The organism is Pseudomonas sp. S4_EA_1b (assembly GCF_016307435.1).
Classification (GTDB): domain Bacteria; phylum Pseudomonadota; class Gammaproteobacteria; order Pseudomonadales; family Pseudomonadaceae; genus Aquipseudomonas; species Aquipseudomonas rhodesiae.
On sequence record NZ_JAEILC010000027.1, the window covers coordinates 69,548 to 90,893 of the forward strand.

At 59.8% G+C, this 21,346-nt stretch carries 22 protein-coding genes and 1 tRNA gene; 20 read left to right on the top strand and 3 right to left on the bottom strand.

Going from position 1 to position 21,346, the window contains the following annotated elements:
- Positions 1 to 38 precede the first annotated feature (38 nt).
- Genes YA0848_RS10050 through murB form a run of 7 tightly spaced genes read left to right on the top strand, consistent with a single transcriptional unit; the run spans position 39 to position 4,559 of the window.
- A complete protein-coding gene (locus YA0848_RS10050) occupies positions 39 to 674 on the top strand; it encodes a MotA/TolQ/ExbB proton channel family protein (protein ID WP_034098613.1) in 636 nt (211 codons plus the stop codon).
- Complete coding sequence (locus tag YA0848_RS10055; RefSeq protein WP_034098611.1) at positions 671 to 1,099, top strand: ExbD/TolR family protein; 429 nt, start codon at positions 671 to 673, stop codon at positions 1,097 to 1,099. The genes YA0848_RS10050 and YA0848_RS10055 overlap by 4 nt, the downstream gene beginning before the upstream one ends.
- Positions 1,099 to 2,109 (top strand): tetraacyldisaccharide 4'-kinase, encoded by a 1,011-nt coding sequence (lpxK, locus tag YA0848_RS10060; RefSeq protein WP_169903539.1) that lies wholly within the window; start codon positions 1,099 to 1,101, stop codon positions 2,107 to 2,109. Before YA0848_RS10055 ends, lpxK begins: the two co-directional genes overlap by 1 nt.
- A 23-nt stretch (positions 2,110 to 2,132) precedes the next feature.
- On the top strand, positions 2,133 to 2,318 hold the full coding sequence (locus YA0848_RS10065) for a Trm112 family protein (RefSeq protein WP_011060103.1): 186 nt from the start codon (positions 2,133 to 2,135) through the stop codon (positions 2,316 to 2,318).
- Complete coding sequence (gene kdsB / locus YA0848_RS10070; protein WP_034098606.1) at positions 2,315 to 3,079, top strand: 3-deoxy-manno-octulosonate cytidylyltransferase; 765 nt, start codon at positions 2,315 to 2,317, stop codon at positions 3,077 to 3,079. Before YA0848_RS10065 ends, kdsB begins: the two co-directional genes overlap by 4 nt.
- Positions 3,079 to 3,543 carry a low molecular weight protein-tyrosine-phosphatase gene (locus YA0848_RS10075; protein ID WP_040268677.1) on the top strand — a complete coding sequence of 155 codons (465 nt, stop codon included), beginning with the start codon at positions 3,079 to 3,081 and terminating at the stop codon, positions 3,541 to 3,543. Before kdsB ends, YA0848_RS10075 begins: the two co-directional genes overlap by 1 nt.
- The gene (murB, locus tag YA0848_RS10080) at positions 3,540 to 4,559 is read left to right on the top strand and encodes a UDP-N-acetylmuramate dehydrogenase (protein ID WP_034098603.1); all 1,020 of its coding nucleotides are present in this window, start codon (positions 3,540 to 3,542) and stop codon (positions 4,557 to 4,559) included. The genes YA0848_RS10075 and murB overlap by 4 nt, the downstream gene beginning before the upstream one ends.
- A gap of 62 nt (positions 4,560 to 4,621) precedes the next feature.
- On the opposite strand, the gene YA0848_RS10085 is transcribed toward murB, so the two are convergent.
- Entirely contained in the window at positions 4,622 to 5,293 is a 672-nt protein-coding gene (locus YA0848_RS10085; RefSeq protein WP_034098601.1) for a Bax inhibitor-1/YccA family protein, read from the bottom strand.
- Between the two features lie 152 nt (positions 5,294 to 5,445).
- On the opposite strand from YA0848_RS10085, the gene YA0848_RS10090 reads away from it, so the two are divergent.
- The 4 genes from YA0848_RS10090 (at position 5,446) to YA0848_RS36400 (ending at position 8,945) form a co-directional block, all read left to right on the top strand.
- A tRNA-Ser gene (locus tag YA0848_RS10090) sits at positions 5,446 to 5,536 on the top strand.
- A gap of 832 nt (positions 5,537 to 6,368) precedes the next feature.
- Positions 6,369 to 7,094 (top strand): hypothetical protein, encoded by a 726-nt coding sequence (locus YA0848_RS10095; protein WP_376697643.1) that lies wholly within the window; start codon positions 6,369 to 6,371, stop codon positions 7,092 to 7,094.
- A 133-nt stretch (positions 7,095 to 7,227) separates the two neighbouring features.
- A complete protein-coding gene (locus YA0848_RS10100) occupies positions 7,228 to 7,497 on the top strand; it encodes a hypothetical protein (protein WP_040268674.1) in 270 nt (89 codons plus the stop codon).
- Positions 7,498 to 7,631: 134 nt separating this feature from the next.
- Positions 7,632 to 8,945: a methyl-accepting chemotaxis protein gene (locus YA0848_RS36400; RefSeq protein ID WP_103387584.1), complete on the top strand. Its 1,314-nt coding sequence runs from the start codon at positions 7,632 to 7,634 to the stop codon at positions 8,943 to 8,945.
- A gap of 42 nt (positions 8,946 to 8,987) precedes the next feature.
- Here the strand turns inward: YA0848_RS36400 and YA0848_RS10110 are convergent, their stop codons facing one another.
- A complete protein-coding gene (locus YA0848_RS10110; protein ID WP_034098596.1) occupies positions 8,988 to 9,269 on the bottom strand; it encodes a hypothetical protein in 282 nt (93 codons plus the stop codon).
- A gap of 230 nt (positions 9,270 to 9,499) precedes the next feature.
- Here YA0848_RS10110 and YA0848_RS10115 point away from each other — a divergent pair, with 230 nt between their 5' ends.
- The 3 genes from YA0848_RS10115 (at position 9,500) to YA0848_RS10125 (ending at position 13,175) form a co-directional block, all read left to right on the top strand.
- Positions 9,500 to 11,617: a TonB-dependent receptor family protein gene (locus tag YA0848_RS10115; RefSeq protein ID WP_169903172.1), complete on the top strand. Its 2,118-nt coding sequence runs from the start codon at positions 9,500 to 9,502 to the stop codon at positions 11,615 to 11,617.
- 86 nt (positions 11,618 to 11,703) lie between these two features.
- Complete coding sequence (locus tag YA0848_RS10120) at positions 11,704 to 12,246, top strand: sigma-70 family RNA polymerase sigma factor (RefSeq protein WP_169903171.1); 543 nt, start codon at positions 11,704 to 11,706, stop codon at positions 12,244 to 12,246.
- Positions 12,243 to 13,175 carry a FecR family protein gene (locus tag YA0848_RS10125; RefSeq protein WP_034098591.1) on the top strand — a complete coding sequence of 311 codons (933 nt, stop codon included), beginning with the start codon at positions 12,243 to 12,245 and terminating at the stop codon, positions 13,173 to 13,175. Before YA0848_RS10120 ends, YA0848_RS10125 begins: the two co-directional genes overlap by 4 nt.
- Here YA0848_RS10125 and YA0848_RS10130 read toward each other — a convergent pair.
- Entirely contained in the window at positions 13,172 to 15,001 is a 1,830-nt protein-coding gene (locus YA0848_RS10130; protein WP_169903170.1) for a sigma-54-dependent Fis family transcriptional regulator, read from the bottom strand. The two genes, YA0848_RS10125 and YA0848_RS10130, sit on opposite strands and share 4 nt — an antisense overlap.
- A gap of 268 nt (positions 15,002 to 15,269) precedes the next feature.
- Between YA0848_RS10130 and YA0848_RS10135 the strand changes: the two genes are divergently transcribed.
- From YA0848_RS10135 to YA0848_RS10160, 6 genes are read left to right on the top strand one after another with little or no spacing between them, the layout of a single operon-like run.
- Positions 15,270 to 16,364: an ABC transporter ATP-binding protein gene (locus YA0848_RS10135; protein WP_123480049.1), complete on the top strand. Its 1,095-nt coding sequence runs from the start codon at positions 15,270 to 15,272 to the stop codon at positions 16,362 to 16,364.
- Entirely contained in the window at positions 16,364 to 17,461 is a 1,098-nt protein-coding gene (locus tag YA0848_RS10140; RefSeq protein ID WP_169903169.1) for an ABC transporter ATP-binding protein, read from the top strand. The genes YA0848_RS10135 and YA0848_RS10140 overlap by 1 nt, the downstream gene beginning before the upstream one ends.
- A complete protein-coding gene (locus YA0848_RS10145; RefSeq protein WP_198731263.1) occupies positions 17,458 to 18,324 on the top strand; it encodes a carbohydrate ABC transporter permease in 867 nt (288 codons plus the stop codon). The genes YA0848_RS10140 and YA0848_RS10145 overlap by 4 nt, the downstream gene beginning before the upstream one ends.
- A 10-nt stretch (positions 18,325 to 18,334) precedes the next feature.
- Positions 18,335 to 19,135 carry a carbohydrate ABC transporter permease gene (locus tag YA0848_RS10150; RefSeq protein ID WP_034098580.1) on the top strand — a complete coding sequence of 267 codons (801 nt, stop codon included), beginning with the start codon at positions 18,335 to 18,337 and terminating at the stop codon, positions 19,133 to 19,135.
- 11 nt (positions 19,136 to 19,146) lie between these two features.
- A complete protein-coding gene (locus YA0848_RS10155) occupies positions 19,147 to 19,419 on the top strand; it encodes a DUF2160 domain-containing protein (RefSeq protein WP_003232363.1) in 273 nt (90 codons plus the stop codon).
- Positions 19,420 to 19,452: 33 nt separating this feature from the next.
- Positions 19,453 to 21,195, top strand: a complete 1,743-nt coding sequence (locus tag YA0848_RS10160; RefSeq protein ID WP_034114134.1) for an ABC transporter substrate-binding protein — start codon at positions 19,453 to 19,455, stop codon at positions 21,193 to 21,195.
- Positions 21,196 to 21,346: the final 151 nt, after the last annotated feature.

Below are 21,346 nucleotides of genomic sequence, written 5' to 3' on the forward strand. Positions count from 1 at the left end.
ATGGTAAAGTGGCGCACTTTTTCGAGGGGACATTCACTGTGTGGGAATTGGTCAAATCCGGCGGCTGGATGATGTTGCCGATCATCTTGAGTTCCATCGCCGCGCTCGGCATCGTTGCCGAACGTCTGTGGACCCTGCGTGCGAGTCGTGTCACCCCTGAGCATCTGCTGGGGCAGGTCTGGTCCTGGATCAAGAACAAACAACTGGACAAGGAAAAGCTCAAGGCCCTGCGCGCCGATTCGCCGCTGGGTGAGATTCTGGCCGCGGGCCTGGCCAACTCCAAGCACGGTCGCGAGATCATGAAGGAGTGCATCGAAGAGGCCGCCGCGCGGGTGATCCACGAACTGGAGCGCTATATCAACGCCCTCGGCACCATCGCCGCCATGGCGCCGCTGCTCGGTTTGCTGGGTACGGTGCTGGGCATGATCGATATCTTCAGTTCGTTCATGGGCACCGGTATGAGCGCTAACGCGGCCGTGCTGGCCGGTGGTATTTCCAAGGCGCTGATTACCACGGCGGCGGGCTTGATGGTGGGGATTCCATCGGTGTTCTTCCACCGGTTCCTGCAACGGCGCGTCGATGAGCTGGTGGTTGGCATGGAGCAGGAAGCCATCAAGCTGGTCGAGGTGGTGCAGGGGGATCGCGACGTGGATCTGGTTGGGGACAAAGCGTGAAATTTCGCCGCAAGCAACGGGAAAATGTCGATATCAACCTCGCGTCACTGATCGACGTGGTGTTTATCCTGCTGCTGTTTTTTGTCGTCACCACCACCTTCACCCGGCAAACCGAGCTGCGTGTCGACTTGCCGGAAGCGGTGAGCGGTTCGCCGGCCGAAGATCAGGAGGTCAAGCAACTGGATATCGCCATCAGCGCCGAGGGCGTGTTTTCGGTGAATAACCAGGTGCTGGAGAAAAACGATCTCAACAGTCTGATGGACGCTTTGCAGAAGGAGTCCGGTGGCGATACCAAGATGCCGCTATCCATCAGCGCCGATGGCAAGACCCAGCACCAGGCCGTCATCACCGCAATGGACGCCGCCGGCAAACTTGGCTTCAGCCATTTGCGCATGAGCACCGTCGAGGCGGCGAGCCAACCCTGATGGCCATGTCCGATCGATTGCTTAAAGGCTGGTACGAAGGTCATCCGGCGCTGCTGCTGTTGCGGCCGCTGGAGGCGATGTATCGCCGCGTGGTTGAGCGCAAGCGCGCGCGATTCCTGGCGGGAGAGGGCCAGATTTACCGAGCGCCGGTGCCGGTGGTGGTGGTCGGCAATATCACCGTGGGTGGCACCGGCAAGACGCCATTGATCCTGTGGCTGATCGAGCACTGCCGACGTAGCGGCCTGCGCGTGGGCGTGGTCAGCCGAGGCTATGGCGCCAAGCCGCCGCACTTGCCGTGGCGGGTCGAGCCCGGCCATAGCGCCGAGACGGCGGGGGACGAACCCTTGCTGATCGTGCAGCGCTGCGGTGTGCCCTTGATGATCGATTCGGACCGAAGTCGTGCGGTCGAGGCATTACTGGCCAGCGAACCGCTGGACCTGATCCTCTCCGACGACGGCTTGCAGCACTACCGTCTGGCCCGTGACCTGGAGCTGGTGCTGATCGATGCCGCCCGTGGCTTGGGCAACCGCCGTTGCCTGCCTGCCGGGCCTTTGCGCGAACCGGTGGAGCGACTGCAGAGTGTCGATGCGTTGCTGTACAACGGCGCCCCCCGTGACCGCGACGACGGGTTTGCCTTCAGTCTGCAACCCACCGCTCTGGTTAATCTACAGACCGGTGAGCGCCGGCCGGTGGATCATTTTGCCAAGGGCCAAGCGGTGCATGCGGTCGCCGGCATCGGTAACCCGCAACGTTTCTTCAATACCCTTGAAACGCTACACTGGCGGCCGATACCCCATGCTTTTGCCGACCATGCACCGTACAGCGCCGAGGTCTTGAATTTTACCCCGTCATTGCCGCTGGTCATGACCGAGAAAGACGCGGTGAAGTGCCGCGCCTTTGCCCAGCCCGACTGGTGGTACCTTGCGGTGGATGCGCTGCCGTCGCCGGCGTTCGTCGCCTGGTTCGATGCGCAACTCTTACGCCTGTTGCCCACCCGTCACTTGCCTTAAACGCTGCCTACCAGGACATATTCATGGACACCAAACTGCTCGATATCCTCGCTTGCCCGATCTGCAAAGGCCCGCTCAAGCTCAGTGCCGACAAAACCGAGCTGATCAGCAAAGGCGCCGGTCTGGCGTATCCGATTCGTGATGGCATCCCGGTGATGCTGGAGAGCGAAGCCCGCACCCTGACCACCGAAGAGCGTCTGGATAAATGACCACCGCCTTTACCGTTGTCATCCCCTCGCGTTATGCATCGACCCGACTGCCCGGCAAACCGCTGCAGTTGATCGGCAGCAAGCCGATGATCCAGCTGGTATGGGAACAGGCTTGTAAAAGCAGCGCCGAGCGGGTGGTGGTCGCCACCGACGACCCGCGCATCATCGACGTTTGCAAAGGCTTTGGCGCCGAAGCAGTGCTGACGCGTGAAGATCACAATTCCGGTACGGATCGTCTGGCCGAAGTGGCCACGCAACTGGGTCTGGCGCCAGACGCTATCGTGGTCAATGTGCAAGGCGACGAGCCGCTGATCCCGCCCAGTGTGATCGATCAGGTCGCCGCCAACCTGGCTGCCCATGGTGAAGCGCGCATGGCGACCCTGGCCGAGCCGATTGAAGATATCGAAACTCTGTTCAACCCTAACGTGGTCAAGGTGGTCAGCGATATCAATGGCCTTGCCCTGACTTTCAGCCGTTCCACCTTGCCGTGGGCGCGCGATGCGTTTGCCAAGCGCCCAGACGCGTTGCCCGAAGGTGTGCCCTATCGCCGCCATATCGGTATCTATGCCTACCGCGCCGGCTTCCTGCATGACTTTGTCAGCTGGGGCCCGTGCTGGTTGGAAAATACCGAATCCCTAGAGCAACTGCGGGCTTTGTGGCATGGCGTGCGCATTCATGTGGGCGACGCCTTGGAAGCACCGCCGGCCGGCGTCGATACCCAGGAAGACCTTGAGCGCGTCCGGCGTTTGCTGGGGGCTTGATGGAAGTTTTGTTCGTGTGCCTGGGCAATATCTGCCGTTCGCCGACTGCCGAGGGGGTTCTGCGCCATAAATTGCGTGAGGCGGGCCTGGCGGGTCAAATCGAGGTCGCATCGGCCGGTACCGGCGACTGGCATGTCGGCAACGCGCCCGACCAGCGCAGCCAGCGGGCGGCGCTGGTGCGCGGTTATGACTTGTCGGCCCAGCGCGCCCAGCAGGTCTCGCGCGCCGATTTTGCTCGCTACGACCTGATCCTGGCCATGGACCATAGCAACTTGCGCAATCTCAAGGCGCTCCAACCCACTCAGGGCAAGGCGGAACTCGACCTGTTTTTGCGCCGTTACGAAGGGGAAGTGGACGAAGTGCCAGACCCGTATTATGAGGGCGAACAAGGCTTCGAACGGGTCTTGGACCTGATCGAGCGGGCCTGTGATTTATTGGTGATTGAATTGAAGGGGCGGTTATGACTCTGCATGTGCGCCCGCAAACATCGCTCAAGCCATTCAACAGCTTTGGCATCGATGTGCGTGCTCAACTGTTTGCCGAGGCTCACAGCGATGACGATGTGCGCGAAGCGCTGGCCTATGCTGCGACGCGGTCGTTGCCACTGTTGGTGATTGGCGGCGGTAGCAACTTGCTGCTGACCCAGGATATTCCAGCGCTGGTGCTGCGCATGGCTACCCAAGGCATCCGGATATTGCAGGATGACGGCATGCAGGTAGTGGTCGAAGCCGAGGCAGGGGAGGCTTGGCATCCCTTTGTGCTGTGGACCCTCGCGCAGGGCTTATGTGGGTTGGAAAACCTCAGCCTGATCCCAGGCACCGTCGGCGCGGCCCCCATGCAGAACATCGGCGCCTATGGCGTAGAGATCAAGGACGTGTTTGCAGGCTTGACCGCTCTGGATCGCCACACTGGGGAATTGCGCGACTTCAGCCTGGAAGACTGCGGCTTCGCCTATCGCGACAGTGTGTTTAAGCATGAGACCGGTCGTTGGCTGATCCTGCGTGTGCGCTTTGCCCTCAGTCGTGCCAATCACCTCAAGCTTGATTACGGCCCGGTACAGCAACGATTGGCCGGGCAGGGCATCACCGAGGCCACGCCGAGTGATGTGAGCCGGGCAATTTGCAGTATCCGCCAGGAAAAACTGCCGGACCCGGCCGTGCTGGGCAACGCCGGCAGCTTCTTCAAAAATCCGCTGGTGTCCAAGGCGTTGGCCGAAGAGCTCAAGGCGCTGTATCCGGATCTGGTGGCCTATCCCCAGGCCGACGGGCAGATGAAACTCGCCGCCGGCTGGCTGATCGACAAGGCCGGCTGGAAGGGCTTCCGGGAGGGCGACGCAGGCGTGCACGCGCTGCAAGCGTTGGTTCTGGTCAATTATGGCGGCGCCTCAGGACACGACATCGCCCATCTGGCCCAGCGCATCCAGCGCGATATTGCTGAGCGCTTCAAGGTTGAGCTGGAAATGGAACCCAACCAGTATTGATCCCGCGAAAATAAAAATGCCCCGCATCTTTCGATGCGGGGCATTTTTTATACCGCAGTGAATCAGTCGTCACGGCTCATGATGCCGAAGATCTGCAACAGGCTGATGAACAGGTTGTAGATCGATACATACAGGCTCACGGTCGCCATGATGTAGTTGCGCTCACCGCCGTGGATGATGGCGCTGGTCTGGAACAGGATGCACACCGAGGAAAACAGCACGAAGCCGGCGCTGATCGCCAGTTGCAGGCCACTGATCTGGAAGAACATGCCCGCAACCACGGCCGCCAGCAACACGAAGAAACCTGCGGTGATGAAGCCGCCCAGGAAGCTCATGTCTTTACGGGTGACCAGCACATAAGCCGACAGACCACCGAACACCAGCGCGGTCATGGCAAAAGCCGAACTGACCACTTCCGCGCCGCCAGCCATTCCAAGGTAACGGTTAAGGATCGGGCCGAGGATAAAACCCATGAAACCGGTCAAGGCAAACGCCGACACCAGGCCCCAGGCCGAGTCGCGAAGCTTGTTGGTGAGGAAGAACAGGCCGTAGAAACCGATCAGCACCACGAAGATATTCGGGTAGCCGACACGCATCTGCTGCGCCACGAACGCCATCACGCCACTGAAGGCGAGAGTCAGGGCGAGCAGGCCATAGGTGTTGCGCAACACGCGGCTGACTTCGAGCTGCTCAGCCTGCGCGTTGCCATTCACTGCGTAATTCTGTTCGCGCATGGCGACACTCCTTGGGTTTTGAAACGTTCAGTCGCAAAGATCATAACAGACGCTCTGTAACAAGCGATGGCGAGAGTTTGACAGTGTGTTTCATTCGGGTATTATGGCGCCCGCTGATACGGGATGGGCTATTATCCTCCTGTATCACACAAGGGAAATTGGCAGAGTGGTTGAATGCACCGGTCTTGAAAACCGGCGGACGTTAATAGCGTCTCCAGGGTTCGAATCCCTGGTTTCCCGCCAAATAGCTTCACAAATCCCGCGAGCTACAAGCTCTGCGGGATTTTTTTTGCCTTGGATTTGCCTATGTATCCAATTTGTGGCGAAATCTCTGGAGCTGGCCTTGGGCTGCGCAACGCTACGAGAGAGTGAAAACGGGGGCGAGGCCATCACTCCACACTACAAATCCACCGATGGTTGCGCCGATAAGGCGCGCGGATGAAATGCACGTCTGAAACCAGATTAAGGCCATGTTTCTGTAGTGCTTTGGTCAATTGTACGAGTGTCTCTGCCTGGATAGTCATTGCTGTTACCTCATCAGATGAACTGCGCTCATAGTTCTTGACCTGATGGACAACCTGCTAATTCAAATTTTCTACAGCGGTGATTGAAGGCAGCGTTTGCAAAAGTTCGACAAGAGTGGCATTCCCTGACGCCTGTCGATTAACTCAACCAATAAACGCGTTGCCATATTGACTTTCTGGCGAGGTTTTTTGCGCTCAACAGCGCGCCGCCGAATACATCCTGGCAGTGGTTTGCAGCCCTTTTCCGATCAACAGAAAAGTTGAGCCACCGACATCAGGCAAATTATTTGCACAACCATTTGAGCGCGAATTGGGTGTCTCATTGTGCTGACCCTCACTAAACGTGCCGGTTAAACGAGTCGCCTTTGTCATTAGTATAGATCGTGCAACAAATTGTTCACGGGTAATGCGTGTTCCCGTCACGACTATCTGCGCAAGTGTGTCGCACTTTTTTTGATTTCTCCGCTCTATCAGTGTCTTAACCTCGCCGAATTCCAGTGTGAAGGGAACGATCAGACCGGATGCCGATGGATCGCAGCTTACTTATTTCGATGATTTGTCGGACGCGATGGTCATTGCTGTTGGCGGCTGTTTTTGTGTTCCTGACCGCCGGTTGCACGCAGCAGCAAGGCCGCGATATCGCCAAGCAGTTCAGCAATGGCAAGCCCGATGAATTCTTTCAGACCAGCGTCGACCGTATGGCCACCCTGGGTATGCGTGACAATCTGCAAAGCCTGTATTTACTGATGAGCAAGCTGTATTTGCGTAACCCCAACCAGTGGCGGCAGTCGGGTTACCCGGATGCGGTGAGCGCGCAGCGGGAGATTCGCCAGGCCATTGAGCAACGTCGGCCGCTGGCGGCCTTGGGTGAACGTCGGGACCTGGCGGCGTTGAGTTATTCGTTGAGCCCAGAGTTCAAGGGCGACCGCGTCGGTGCGTTTATCTACGCAATCGGCAGTATGATCGTGACCGCTCATGGCGGGCGTACCGAGTTCTACTTGACCGATTCGATCAACCCGCAGTTCGTCAGCAACGCGGCGCGCAATATCGAGAAAGCCACCTGGCTGCTCAGCCAGCGTCAGGATGCGAACGGTGTGCTACTGCTGTTTTCCAACGAAATATCGGAGGAGGGCAGCAACCTCAGTTTTGCGGTCGAGTTCGGCAAAATAGTGGCGCGCTTGGACCTGCTCACGCAAATGCTCGACGAGCGCTACCGGCGCATCGGCCTGAACTATGCACAAAGTCTGCTGCTGATGAATTTTCTGCCGGTGCAGTGATCGCTGTTTACGTCGCGCCGGGTGCGTTGCTTCTCTTTTCTCTGTAGGAAACAGCCTATCTTGCATGGCGGTGCTTGAAACACTCCTGCCTCGGCAATAGCCTCGGACTTTTCTGAAAAAACGAGGCCCTACCTTGGGTAAGCGAAAAACGGTCTGGCCTACTGATCGCGAAATACGCCTGCGCTTTATGCTCTTCGCTGTGATTGATGCCGCAACGGTCCAGGGTGTCAGCGCTGAAGTGCTGCTGCCGGCGCAGAAATTACTGAGTGAATCGCCTAACGAAACGCAATTGTTGGCAGCCCTTTGGGAAATACTGGCGACCGAGGAAATGGAGGGGTTCAGGTTTACTCCAGGTTCCGAGGCCGATGAATTGATGCAGACGCTGCAAATACCCATGCCCTGAAACGCTCGTACCACAGGCCGCAAGACGGCCTGGCGCGTCTTCGGTCGAGAGCTATCATGACAGTTCGTCGACCGGTGTTTAAGCATTGGACGACTTAGCCGATGCAGTGATGACAACCCTCAGTGGACGCCAACATGTTTAATCGACGCTTGAAGAAGGACCTTCTGGACCAGGACGATGAACTCTTCCTGCTCCGTCAACTCGTCGCTCAATGTGATCGAGGCATGATCTCCATACGCTTGGATGCCGACTTTCGCATCACGGCCGTCAATGAGGGTTTCGCGCGGGCCTTGGGCTATTCCCGTGAGCAAATAGAGGGGCGCTTGCTAGAGGAAATCGTTCCTCCTTACGTCAAGGACCTGCCGTGCTTTCGAAATTTCAGCGCGTCGGTCGCGCGCGTTGAGCCGGTCAGGGATGATTACCGATTTCTGCGCAACGATGGCAACCTGGCCTGGTTCAATTTGACCTGGCTCCCGATCAATGGCCGTGATGGTCGGCTGTTACAGGTCCAGGGTTACGGCGCAGAAGTCACTCGCGCCATCGAAACCGGCAAGGAAAACGAAGCGTTTATCAACGCGTTGTTGCGCTCGACGGCGGTCATCCAGTTCAAGCTGGATGGCACCGTAGTTACCGCCAATAAACAATTTCTCGATGCCATGGGTTATACGCTCGACCAGATCGTGGGCAAAAAACACAGCATGTTCTGCACCGCACAGGAAGCGGCGTCGCCGGCGTACAGCCATTTCTGGCAGACGCTCAACCGTGGGGAATTCGTGGCCAGCCGTTTCAAACGCGTGGATAGTCGTGGCCATGAAGTGTGGCTCGAAGCGACCTACAACCCTGTGCACGATGCCGAAGGTAACCTGTGCAAAGTGGTCAAGTTTGCCAGTGTGGTAACCGACCAGGTCTTGAGAGAGTCGGAGGTCAAGGAAGCTGCCGGCGTAGCCTATGAAGTGTCACAGCAAACCGATGTGACCGCCGAGCGCGGCGCGGCGGTGGTGCAAAATACCGTGCAGACCATGCAGAACATCGCCACGCAAATGCAGTCGGCCACCGGCAGCATCGAGGCGCTGGGCAAGCAATCATTGTTGATCAGTGCAATTGTGCAGACCATCGGTGGTATCGCCGCGCAAACCAACCTGTTGGCGCTCAATGCGGCCATTGAGGCCGCGCGTGCGGGTGAACAGGGCAGAGGGTTCGCGGTGGTCGCCGATGAGGTCCGGCAGCTGGCTAGTCGTACCAGTGCCGCGACGGAGGAGATTGTCAGCGTGGTTCAACAGAACCAGAGGCTGGCCGATGAAGCCATCGCCGAAATGTTCAGCAGCCGCGAACAGGCCGAGCAAGGCCTGACATTGGCCAATCAGGCCGGTGCGGTCATCAACGAAATCCAAGGCGGCGCCAAGCAAGTGGTCAGTGCAGTAGGGCGCTTTGCCAACGAGTTGCAATAGCGCCTGACGCGCTCGGTCAGGCCACTAACGGGCGAAGTGCGTTCAGTCATCCAGGCTGAACGTCAGCCAGTGGGCGTTATCTGTTTGCCGATTGATCTCCACGATCACCCCCTTTATTTCCCGCCCCTGGGGCAATGTCACCGTGACATGGTTGGCGTGCCCCGGCCATTGCAGCGGACCATCCGCCTCCAGGCGCACGATGGTCGGCGTGCCATTTTCCGACAGACGAATATTGACCGATGGGTTCGGGCATTCCTCCGGCTCGGCGCCGAGGTGGCGTGAGGCCAGGAGTACATGGGCGGTACCTTCGTGGGTCAGCGACATAGTGGTTTCCTTTTGAATGCGCGCGGTGAGTTGAGCAGTGGACCTCACGCAGGTCCTGGAGGTTTCGTCGGGTTGCGACGCGCTGTTCTGCCTTTATCCGGTTCTGATGCTGCCGTGGGAAAGTTCGATGTGCTAATCGGGCGTGACTTGTCGCCCATCGTTGCCTTCCCAACACTGCCCGCGTGCTGGGCCAAGCCTCGCACGCCTCCGAATTTCAAGGATTTGCCCTCATGCTGTTGCGTCAACCTCCGTTTCTGTTTGCTGCCTTGGCCCTGACCTCCCTGGCGCATGCCGAAGAACTGCAATTGGCGCCGGTGGAAGTCACCAGCAGCGAGGCCAGCGTTGGCGAAGTGGCCCAGGCGCAATTGCGCAGCGTGCCTGGCGCCACTAACTACATCGACATGAACAGCGTGCAGCAGGGGCGGGTCAGTTCCAACGAGGACGTGTTCAAGTACCAGGCTGGGGTGTACGCCAAGGCGGCTAATAACGAAGGGGTGAAACTGTCCATTCGCGGCTCGGGCCTCAACCGCGGGCCAGGCGCCCACGCCTCCGGCTTGTACGAAATGTTCGACGGCCTGCCTTTGACTGGCCCCGGCGGCACCCCCTACGAACTCAAAGACCCGCTATGGCAAAGCCGGGTCGAGGTGTTGCGTGGAGCCAACGGTTTTGACCAAGGCGCGCTGGCGCTGGGCGGGGCAGTCAATTACGTGACCCGCACCGGCTACGACGCGCCCAAGCTGCAACTGCGCTATGAGATGGGTAGCCGTGGCTACGGGCAGCGTGAGATCAGTTCGGGCCAGGTGCTGGGGGATGCCGATTACTACATCAGCCTTACCGATTCCGAGTCCGACGGCTATCAGCACCAAAGCGCCGCCACCGGCAAAGGGGTTGCCGCCAACTTCGGCTATCGCTTCAACCCGAATCTGGAGACGCGTTTTTACCTGCGCTACCGCGAAACCACCAACGACACCCCCGGCAAACTCACCCGTGACCAGATCAGCCATGATCCACGCGCGGCCAATCGCCTCAATGCCGCCCGCGATTCCAAGCGCTTGCAACCCGGTTCCACCTGGCTGGCCAACAAGACCACTTTGCAGTTGGATGACAACAGTCGGGTCGAGGTAGGCCTGGCCTACCACGATTACCCCATGGACCTGCGCGAAGGCACCAATCGCCTGAAAGTCGCCTACGCCGATATCAGCGGCACCCTCAATTACATCCGCCAGGACACACTGTTCGGCCACGACAGCAAGACCACCGTGGGGCTGCGCACCACTCAGGCAATGCCCAACAATGGCACGTCGGAATATGTACGCACTCCCGCGAATAATACTGCGTCCTACGCTCCCGGCACTAAAACCCGCGACTACAGCTACCTGGGTTCCGACACCGTGCTGCATGTGGGCAACGACCTGGAACTGGTTCCTGACCTGTGGCTGACCACCGGCCTTGCGGCGATCTACACCCGCCGCGAAACCGAAGTGACCTACCCGGCCACGGGCACGCCGGTCAGCCAACACGATTGGGACTACGCACCGCGCATCGGCCTGCGCTATGACTTCACCGCGCAATTGCAGGTATACGGCAACCTGAGCCGTTCGGTGGAGCCGCCGCACGCCTGGTCGATGATCTGGGGTTCCAACCGCTATTTCCCTAAAGACAGCGGCCCGGCCACTGGCTTGCAGCGTGAAGGCGTGAAGCTGAAAAACCAGACCGCCACTACCCTGGAAATCGGCGGGCGGGGCGAGCAGTGGTTTGGTCAGTGGGACTTGGCGCTGTACCGCTCCGAGGTGCGCCACGAATTGCTCAGCGTCGAGACCCAGGCGCAAACAGCCACCTCCAATGCCGCGATCGCCGAGTCCAACGCCAGCCCCACCGTGCATCAGGGTGTGGAACTGAGCCTGCTCAGTCCGCTGTGGGAGGGCGGCCGCAACGGTCAGCTCGCCCTGCGCCAGGCCTACACCTTCAGTGACTTCCATTACCGCGACGACGAGCGCTTTGGCGACAATACCTTGCCGGGCATCCCCAAGCATTATTACCAGGCGCAACTGCGCTACAGCCACCCGACGGGGTTCTACACCAGCCTCAACACTGAGCATTCGTCGCGAGTGGCGGTGGATTACGCCAATTCCTACTACGCCGCGTCCTACACCACACTGGGCGCCACCTTCGGCTACGACGCCCCCAAACAAGACTGGCAAGCCTGGGTCGACCTGCGCAATCTGACCAACCGGCGTTACGCCAACACCGTGACGCCCGGTTACGACGACAACGGCTTGGATGCCGCGCGTTCAACCCCGGCGGACGGTCGTGGCATTTACACCGGTGTGTCGTGGAGCTGGCGTTAAGCCGCGTGTCAGCCCTTGCTCCCATAGCGTTTTACTGGCATTGTTCGCGCAATTGGTAATATTTCCCATTTGAGAAGTTTTTGCGCATGCATGACATTCCGGCCGCGCTGGGCGATTCAGTGCGTCAGCAGACCCTTACGGCGATGTACCGCGAACACCATGGCTGGTTGCACGGTTGGCTGCGCAAAAAACTCGGGTGCTCGCAACAGGCCGCCGACCTGGCCCACGATGCGTTTATCCGCGTGCTGATGCTATCCGAGCCGCAGCACATCCAAGAACCGCGAGCTTTTTTGGCGACCACGGCGGGGCGCCTGCTGATCGATGGCGCGCGTCGGCGGCGCATTGAAAAAGCCTATCTGCAAGCGCTGGCAATCCAAAGCGAAGATGCCGGCATGCCCGATCCGGCAGCCATTCATGTGGCACTGCAAGCCTTGGAGCGTATCGCCGAGATGCTCACCGGTTTGCCGGCCAAGGCCCGCGAAGCGTTTCTGCTGAGCCGCCTCGACGGGCTGACCTACAGCGAAATAGCCCTGCGCTTGAACGTGTCCCCCAGCTCGGTCAAGAACTACATTTCCAGTGCCCTGGTGCACAGCTACCACAGCCTGCATGCGGCGGACCCGCTGTCGTGAGTTCCGAACAGATCATTCAGCAAGCGGCGAATTGGCTGACGCGTCTGCACGACGAAGATGTCAGCGAAGCCGAGCGACGGGCATTCGAGACCTGGTGCCAGGCCGACCCGCGCCACGGGGTGGCCATCGAGCGTATGCGCGGCCTGTGGGGTAGTTTCGACACCGTTCCCGCGCAACCGGCGCGCATTGCCCTGAAGCGTGCTTTTCCCACGCCACGCGCGCGCGGAGCCCAGGTGGTAGGCCTGCTCGGTGTGTTGCTGTGCGGATGGCTGAGCCTGGAACATATGCCGGTGTGGATGGCCGACCAGCGCACCGGCGTCGGCGAGCGCCGCCAAATCGCCCTGGCAGACGGCAGCCAGTTGCAGCTCAACAGCAACTCGGCGGTGGACGTGAAATTCGACGGCCATCAGCGGGTGATCGAGCTGTTGCAGGGGGAGCTGTGGGTCGATGTGGCCAAGGACGCGCAACGGCCCTTCGTGGTGCGCACCGACCAAGGCACGGCGACGGCGTTGGGGACGCGCTACCTGGTCAAGCGCGCGGCGGACGGCTCGACGGTGGTGACGGTGATCGAGTCCACCGTGGCGGTCAAAGGGCAGGAAAGCGACAGCGTCAAGGTCACGGCCGGGCAACGCTCGGTGGTGGATCACGGCCGCGCCCAGCCGCCCCAGTCTATCGGTAATGCCGACGCGGACGCCTGGACCCGTGGCCTGCTCAAGGTCAACGACCAACCCTTGGCCGAGGTGCTGCAAACCCTGGCCAGCTACCGCCACGGCCTGTTGCGGTTCGACGCCGCTGCTTTGGGCGATATGCGCGTGTCCGGGGTGTTCAAGCTGGATGACACCTCGGCGGCGCTGTCGGCGTTGGCCGATAACCTGCCGATTCAGGTCGAGTACTTCACCGATCTGCTGGTGGTGGTCAAGCCGCGCTAGTGCTGGCGCAGGCGTTTATACAAGGTGTTTCGGCTCACTCCCAGCTCCCGTGCAAGGTGGGAAATATTACCGCCGGCGGCTTTGAGGCGCCGGGTCAGGTCGTCGCTGTCGTCCAGCCCATCGTTGGCTGGGGCCGGCGCTGCCCGGTCCAGGTCGACGAAGAAGTCGTCCGGCAGATGCTCAACGCGGATCGGCTGCTCTTCGGCCATCGCCAGCGCCACTTGCAGCACGCTGCTGACCTGGCGCAGATTGCCCGGCCAAGGGTGCTGCTCGAACAGCGCCAGCACCTCGGCGCTCAAGCCGGCCCTTTGCGTCGGCTCGCGATGCTGTTGCCACAGTTGTTGGAACAGCGCCTGTTTGTCACGGCGTTCGCGCAATGGGGGCAGTTCCAGGGTCAGGCCGCCGATGCGGTAGTACAAATCCTCGCGGAAACGCCCGGCCTGCACCCACTCGCGTAAGGCTCGATTGGTGGCGGAGATAATGCGCAGATCCACCGGGAACAGGTCGCTGCTGCCCACCGGTTGCACGCAGCGTTCTTGCAAAACCCGCAACAGCCGCGCCTGGGTCGGCAGCGGCATGTCACCGATTTCATCGAGAAACAGTGTGCCCTTGTCCGCTTTGCGGATCAGGCCGATGCTGCCTTTCTGATTGGCACCGGTAAACGCGCCTTTTTCGTAGCCAAACAACTCCGATTCCACCAATTCGGCGGGAATCGCCGCACAGTTCACCGCGATAAAGGCCTGGCGGCTGCGGGAACTGGCCTGGTGCAAAGCTTTGACGAACACTTCCTTGCCCACGCCGGTTTCACCGTGGATCAGCAGCGGAATGTCTTTTTCCAGCAGGCGCTCGGCCTGGCGCACGGCTTTTTCCACGCGCGGGTCGCCGAAGTGCAGGGTCTTGAGACCGATGGCCGTGGGGGCAGGCGTAGGGCGCGGTTCGCGAGCCTTAGGTTCGGTAAATACGCGGGCCTGCACCGGCTGCTGGAGGGGGCGCTTGAGCAGGCACTGGAACCGGTTGCGCCCGGCCGCCTGCAATGAGAATGGCAAGCCTTCGGGCTGGTTGAGCAATTCCAGCAAGGACACTTTGAACAGGCTGTCGATCATCACGCACGACAAACTGATGCCCAGCAGGTTGTCGGCGCGCCGGTTGGCCGAGAGGACCTGGCCGCTTTCATCGAAAATCAGCAACCCCGCCCACTGGCTATCGAGATTGCTCAAACCTGTGTTGAAGGTCAGCTGGAAGTGCTCGCCGCGAAACAGGTTGAGGATCAACCGGTTCTCCACGGTCTGGCTCATCATCTTGACCATGCCGAGGGTATGGGAGGGCGGCAGGTAGCTGTCGCTGGAAACGTCCAACACCGCGATGATTTCGCGCTGGGCATCGAAGATCGGCGCCGCGGAACCGGTCATAAAGCGGTTGGCCTTGAGAAAGTGTTCGTCGTGCGCGATGTGCACCGCCTGGGCACAGGCCAAGGCGGTGCCGATGGCATTGGTGCCGCTGGCGCGCTCCAGCCAGCTGGCGCCAGCGCTGAAACCACGGGCCAGCTTGGGTTCGATAAAACGCTGGGTGCCCCACGACGTCAGCACTTGGCCCTGGTTGTCGGCCAGCATGATCAGGCAGTTGGAGTTGCTGAGGATATTTTCGTAGTAGGGCAGGACTTCCTGGTGAGTGGTCTGCACCAGGGAATGCTGGCTCTCCAGCAATTGGCTGATGCCCTCGGCAGGCAACTGGTCAAAGCTGGGGGGGCTTTGGTGGTCCAGGCCAAAAGCGCGGCAACGGCGCCAGGAGTCCTGAATGATGGTGTCGTGAGCCAAGGGTTCGGCCATGGGGCGACCTTCTTTTTATTGTTTTGGGGTCTTGCGCAATCTACTGACGCCACCGCTACAAAATGCGTTGAGCATTCAATCGGCTTCAAAGAGTGTTGTTCAGAACTGTTCACTGTCAAGCCCCAAACTGTTCACTTGCTCAACCAAATTGTTCACTCCTGAACATCACCTAAGCCCCATTTCCTTGTGAATCAAGTACCTGCATTTTTGGCACGAAACTCGCTCTGACGACTGGCCAGATTCATTCCAATAATAAAAAGGTCGTGTCATGTCATTGACCCTGGAACATGTCTCCCGCGTTGTCGAAGGCCAGACTTGGATCGACGACGCCAACCTGCGTTTCGAACCCGGTTCCTTCAACGTTCTGCTTGGCCGGACGCTCTCCGGCAAGACCAGCCTGATGCGTCTGATGGCTGGGCTGGACAAGCCCGACAGCGGCCGCGTCCTGATGAACGGCGTGGACGTCACCCACAAGCCGGTGCGCCTGCGTAATGTGTCGATGGTCTATCAGCAGTTCATTAACTACCCGACCATGACCGTGTTCGAGAACATCGCCTCGCCGTTGCGCCAGGCCGGCATGGCCCATGAGCTGATCCAGAGCAAGGTGCTGGAAACCGCCAGGATGCTGCGCATCGAAAAATTCCTGCAACGCCACCCGCTCGAACTGTCCGGTGGCCAGCAGCAACGTACCGCCATGGCCCGGGCCTTGGTGAAGGATGCCGAACTGATCCTGTTCGACGAGCCGCTGGTGAACCTGGACTACAAACTGCGCGAAGAGCTGCGTCAGGAAATGCGCGAGCTGTTCGCCGCGCGGCACACCATCGCCATCTATGCCACCACCGAGCCCAACGAAGCCCTGGCCCTGGGTGGCACCACCACCATCCTCCACGAAGGCCGGGTGATCCAGAGTGGCAAGGCCGCCGAGGTCTATCACCAGCCCCAGACGGTACTGGCTGCTGAGCTGTTTTCCGAACCCCCGATCAACCTGATGCCCGGGCGGATCAGCGGCAACGAAGTGAGCTTCGCCAATTTCGTGCATTTCCCCCTCAATGTGGACCTGCGTCCGATCGGAGAGGGCGAGTTCCGTTTCGGCGTACGCCCCAGCCATATCAGCCTGGTGCCGAGCAACGACGATGACCTGGAGCTGGCGGTGACCGTGGAAGTGGCTGAGATCAGCGGCTCCGAAACTTTTTTGCATGTGCGCAGCGAACATTTCCTACTGGTGCTGCACCTACCGGGGGTGCATGAGTACGACGTCGATGCGCCGATCCGCGTGTATATCCCCACCCATAAACTGTTTGTGTTCGATGGTCAGGGCCGCTTGGTCCAGGCCCCCGGGCGCCGTGTCGCGAGGGTTGCCTGATGGCCGAGATCCATTTGCAGAACCTGGCGCACAGTTACAGTCCTACGCCGAGCGGGCCTGAAGACTACGCGATCCGGGCAATGAACCATGTGTGGGAGCAGGGCGGTGCCTACGCCTTGCTCGGCCCGTCGGGCTGCGGCAAGTCGACCTTGCTTAATATCATCTCCGGGTTGCTCAGCCCGTCCGAAGGCCAGGTGCTGTTCGATACCCAAGTGGTCAACGACCTTACGCCGGAAAAACGCAACATCGCCCAGGTGTTCCAGTTCCCGGTGGTCTACGACACCATGACGGTGTTCGACAACCTGGCCTTTCCATTGCGCAACCAGGGCATGGCCGAGGCGAAAATTCACAGCAAAGTGCAGGAAATCGCTGAAGTCCTCGACCTGCAAAACCTGCTGAACAAGAAAGCCCGCAACCTCACTGCCGACGAAAAGCAAAAAGTCTCCATGGGCCGCGGCCTGGTGCGTGACGACGTGTCGGCGATCCTGTTCGACGAGCCGTTGACGGTGATCGATCCGCACCTGAAGTGGAAGCTGCGGCGCAAGCTCAAGCAGATCCATGAGCAGTTCAATATCACCATGGTCTACGTCACCCACGACCAGTTGGAAGCCTCGACCTTCGCCGACAAAATCGCGGTGATGTACGGCGGGCAGATTGTGCAATTCGGCACGCCGCGAGAACTGTTCGAACGGCCCAGCCATACCTTTGTCGGCTATTTCATCGGCAGCCCTGGGATGAATCTGATCCAGGTGCAGGCCGAGGCGGGTGGGGTCCGCTTTGCCGGCACCCACCTGCCGCTATCCACTGCAATGCAACAGCGCCTTGCCGAGACCAGCTACCAGAGGTTGCAGGTCGGCATCCGCCCGGAATTTATCCACGTTTGGGACGAGCACAACCCTGACGCCCTGCAAGCCGATGTTATGCATCTGGAAGACCTCGGCACCTACAAGATCATGACCCTCACTCTCGACGGTGCGACGCTCAAAGTGCGCCTGGCCGAAGACAAACCGGTGCCCGAACACAAGGCTTCCATCAGTTTCCCCGCGCAATGGCTGATGCTCTACGCCGACGACTACCTGCTGGAGGTGTTGCCATGAACAAGGTGCAGAACAACAAAGCCTGGTGGCTGGTACTGCCGGTGTTCCTGCTGGTGGCGTTCAGTGCGGTGATCCCGATGATGACCGTGGTCAACTACTCAGTGCAGGACATTTTCGACCAGTCCAGCCGCTACTTTGTCGGGGCCGACTGGTACAAGCAGGTGCTGCTCGACCCGCGCCTGCACGACTCGTTGCTGCGCCAGTTCATCTATTCGGCCTGCGTGCTGTTGATCGAAATCCCGCTGGGTATCGCCATTGCCCTGACCATGCCGACCAAAGGTCGCTGGTCGTCGCTGGTGCTGATCATCCTGGCTATCCCGCTGCTGATTCCGTGGAACGTGGTGGGCACCATCTGGCAGATCTTCGGCCGCGCCGATATAGGCCTGCTGGGCTCGACCCTCAACACCCTGGGGATCAACTACAACTACGCGGCCAACACTATGGACGCCTGGGTCACGGTGCTGGTGATGGACGTATGGCACTGGACCTCACTGGTGGCCCTGCTGTGTTACTCCGGCCTGCGGGCGATTCCGGACGTGTACTACCAGGCTGCGCGTATCGATCGTGCCTCGGCCTGGGCAGTTTTCCGACATATCCAGTTGCCCAAAATGAAGAGCGTGCTGTTGATCGCGGTGATGCTGCGCTTTATGGACAGCTTCATGATTTATACCGAACCCTTCGTCCTGACCGGCGGCGGACCGGGTAACGCCACTACGTTTCTGAGTCAGACATTGACCCAGATGGCGGTAGGTCAATTCGACCTGGGCCCGGCGGCGGCGTTTTCCCTAGTGTATTTCCTGATCATCCTGTTGGTGTCCTGGCTGTTCTACACCGCCATGACCCACTCCGACGCCAACCGCTGAGGCCGCCAACATGAGCAAACGCAAGCTGATTCCATTGTTGCTGTACATCCTGTTCCTGCTGGTGCCGATCTACTGGCTGCTGAACATGTCCTTCAAGAGCAACACTGAAATCCTCGGCGGCCTGACGCTGTTTCCGCAGGATTTCACCCTGGCCAACTACAAGGTGATCTTCACCGATCCGAGCTGGTACACCGGTTACCTCAATTCGTTGTACTACGTGAGCCTGAACACGGTGATCTCCCTGAGCGTGGCGCTGCCGGCGGCCTATGCGTTTTCGCGCTACCGCTTTCTGGGGGACAAGCACCTGTTCTTCTGGCTGCTGACCAACCGCATGGCGCCGCCGGCGGTGTTTTTGCTGCCGTTTTTCCAGCTCTACTCTTCCATCGGCCTGTTCGACACCCACATCGCTGTGGCGCTGGCCCATTGCCTGTTCAACGTGCCGTTGGCGGTGTGGATTCTGGAAGGTTTTATGTCCGGCGTGCCCAAGGAAATCGACGAAACCGCCTACATTGACGGTTACTCGTTTCCTAAGTTCTTCGTGAAGATTTTTGTTCCGTTGATCGGCTCCGGCATCGGGGTGACGGCATTTTTCTGCTTTATGTTTTCCTGGGTCGAGCTGCTGCTGGCGCGCACGCTCACGTCGGTCAACGCCAAGCCCATCGCGGCGGTGATGACCCGCACGGTGTCGGCCTCCGGTATTGACTGGGGCGTGCTGGCAGCGGCGGGGGTATTGACCATCCTGCCGGGCATGCTGGTGATCTGGTTTGTTCGTAACCACGTGGCCAAGGGCTTTGCCCTGGGCCGGGTCTAGAGGATTCGATGATGGAATGGATGGCCTGGACCACCCCCACCGCACTGTTCTTTGGCGGCATCGCCCTGATTCTGGCGGGCATGACTACCTGGGAGCTGCGTTCGCCGAGCATCCCGCGGCGCGGGTTTCTGCCGATCAGCACCACCCGTGGCGATCGTTTGTTTATCGGTCTTCTCGGCAGCGCCTACCTGCATCTGCTGGTAATCGGCGTTACCGACTGGAGCATCTGGGTAGCGTCCGCGCTGTCCCTGGTATGGCTGTTGAGTGTGATGCGTTGGGGCTGATGCCCTTATGAAATAAACAACCAGGAGGTCTCTATGTTGAATAAGAACAATAAGCTGCGACATAGCATTTCATTGGCCGCCGTACTGGCCCTCAGCGGTTTGAGCGCTTCGGCCTGGGCCGATGCCTACGAAGATGCCGCGAAGAAATGGATCGGCAGCGAGTTCAAACCGTCCACCCTCACCGAAGCCCAGCAGCTCGAAGAGTTGAAGTGGTTTATCAAAGCTGCGGAGCCGTTCCGTGGGATGAAGATCAACGTGGTGTCGGAAACCCTCACCACCCACGAGTACGAATCCAAGGTGCTGGCCAAGGCCTTTAGCGAGATCACCGGGATCAAGCTGACCCACGACCTGCTGCAGGAAGGCGACGTGGTGGAGAAACTGCAAACCCAGATGCAGTCCGATAAAAACATCTATGACGGCTGGGTTAACGATTCCGACTTGATCGGTACCCATGTTCGCTATGGCAAGACCGAATCGATCACCGACCTGATGGCCAACGAAGGCAAGGACTTCACCTCGCCGACCCTGGACCTCAAAGACTTTATCGGTCTGTCCTTCACCACCGGCCCGGACGGCAAGCTCTACCAACTGCCCGACCAACAGTTCGCCAACCTCTACTGGTTCCGCGCCGACTGGTTCGAACGCCCGGAGCTGAAAGCCAAGTTCAAGGAAAAATACGGCTATGAACTCGGTGTGCCGGTGAACTGGTCGGCCTACGAGGACATCGCCAAATTCTTCAGCGAAGACGTCAAGGAAATCGACGGCAAACGCATCTATGGGCACATGGACTACGGCAAGAAAGACCCGTCCCTGGGCTGGCGTTTCACCGATGCCTGGTTCTCCATGGCCGGCGGCGGCGACAAAGGCCTGCCCAACGGTTTGCCAGTGGACGAGTGGGGCATTCGCGTGGAGGACTGCCACCCGGTGGGTTCCAGCGTCACCCGTGGCGGCGACACCAATGGCCCGGCGGCGGTGTTCGCCACCCAGAAATACGTGGACTGGATGAAAGCCTACGCGCCACCGGAAGCAGCGGGCATGACCTTCTCCGAATCCGGCCCGGTGCCGTCCCAGGGCAATATCGCCCAGCAGATTTTCTGGTACACCGCGTTTACCGCCGACATGACCAAACCGGGCCTGCCGGTGGTGAATGCCGACGGCACACCGAAATGGCGCATGGCGCCATCGCCGGTAGGGCCTTACTGGGAAAAGGGCATGAAAAAGGGCTATCAGGACGTAGGTTCCTGGACGTTCCTCAAGTCCACCCCCGAGAAGCAGAAACTGGCGGCATGGCTCTATGCGCAGTTCGTGACCTCGAAAACCGTGTCGCTGAAGAAAACCATCGTCGGTCTGACGCCGATTCGTGAGTCCGACATCAACTCCCAGGCCATGACCGACATGGCGCCGAAACTCGGCGGGCTGGTGGAGTTCTACCGCAGCCCGGCCCGCGTGGAGTGGACGCCTACCGGCACCAACGTGCCGGACTACCCACGCCTGGCGCAACTGTGGTGGAGCAATATCGCCGCCGCCGCCAGCGGCGAGAAAACCCCGCAACAGGCGTTGGACAACCTGGCCAAGGAGCAGGACGCGATCATGACGCGCCTGGAGCGCTCCAAGGTGCAGCCGGTGTGCGGCCCGAAAATGAACCCCGAGCGTGACGCGCAATACTGGTTCGACCAACCGGGCGCACCCAAGCCGAAACTGGCCAACGAGAAGCCCAAAGGCGAGACCGTCGGCTACAACGACCTGCTTAAACAATGGGAGGCGGCGCGCAAGTAAGCGCCTATTTGTAGTGAGCGGGCTTGTCGAATCGTCGCACCGCCCGGGCTGGGCTGCGTAGCAGCCCCTTCTTAAGGTGCCGCGGTGTGTCAGATGGGACACATCGCCTGAGATAGGGGCTGCTTCGCAGCCCGGCGCGGGGCAAGCCCGC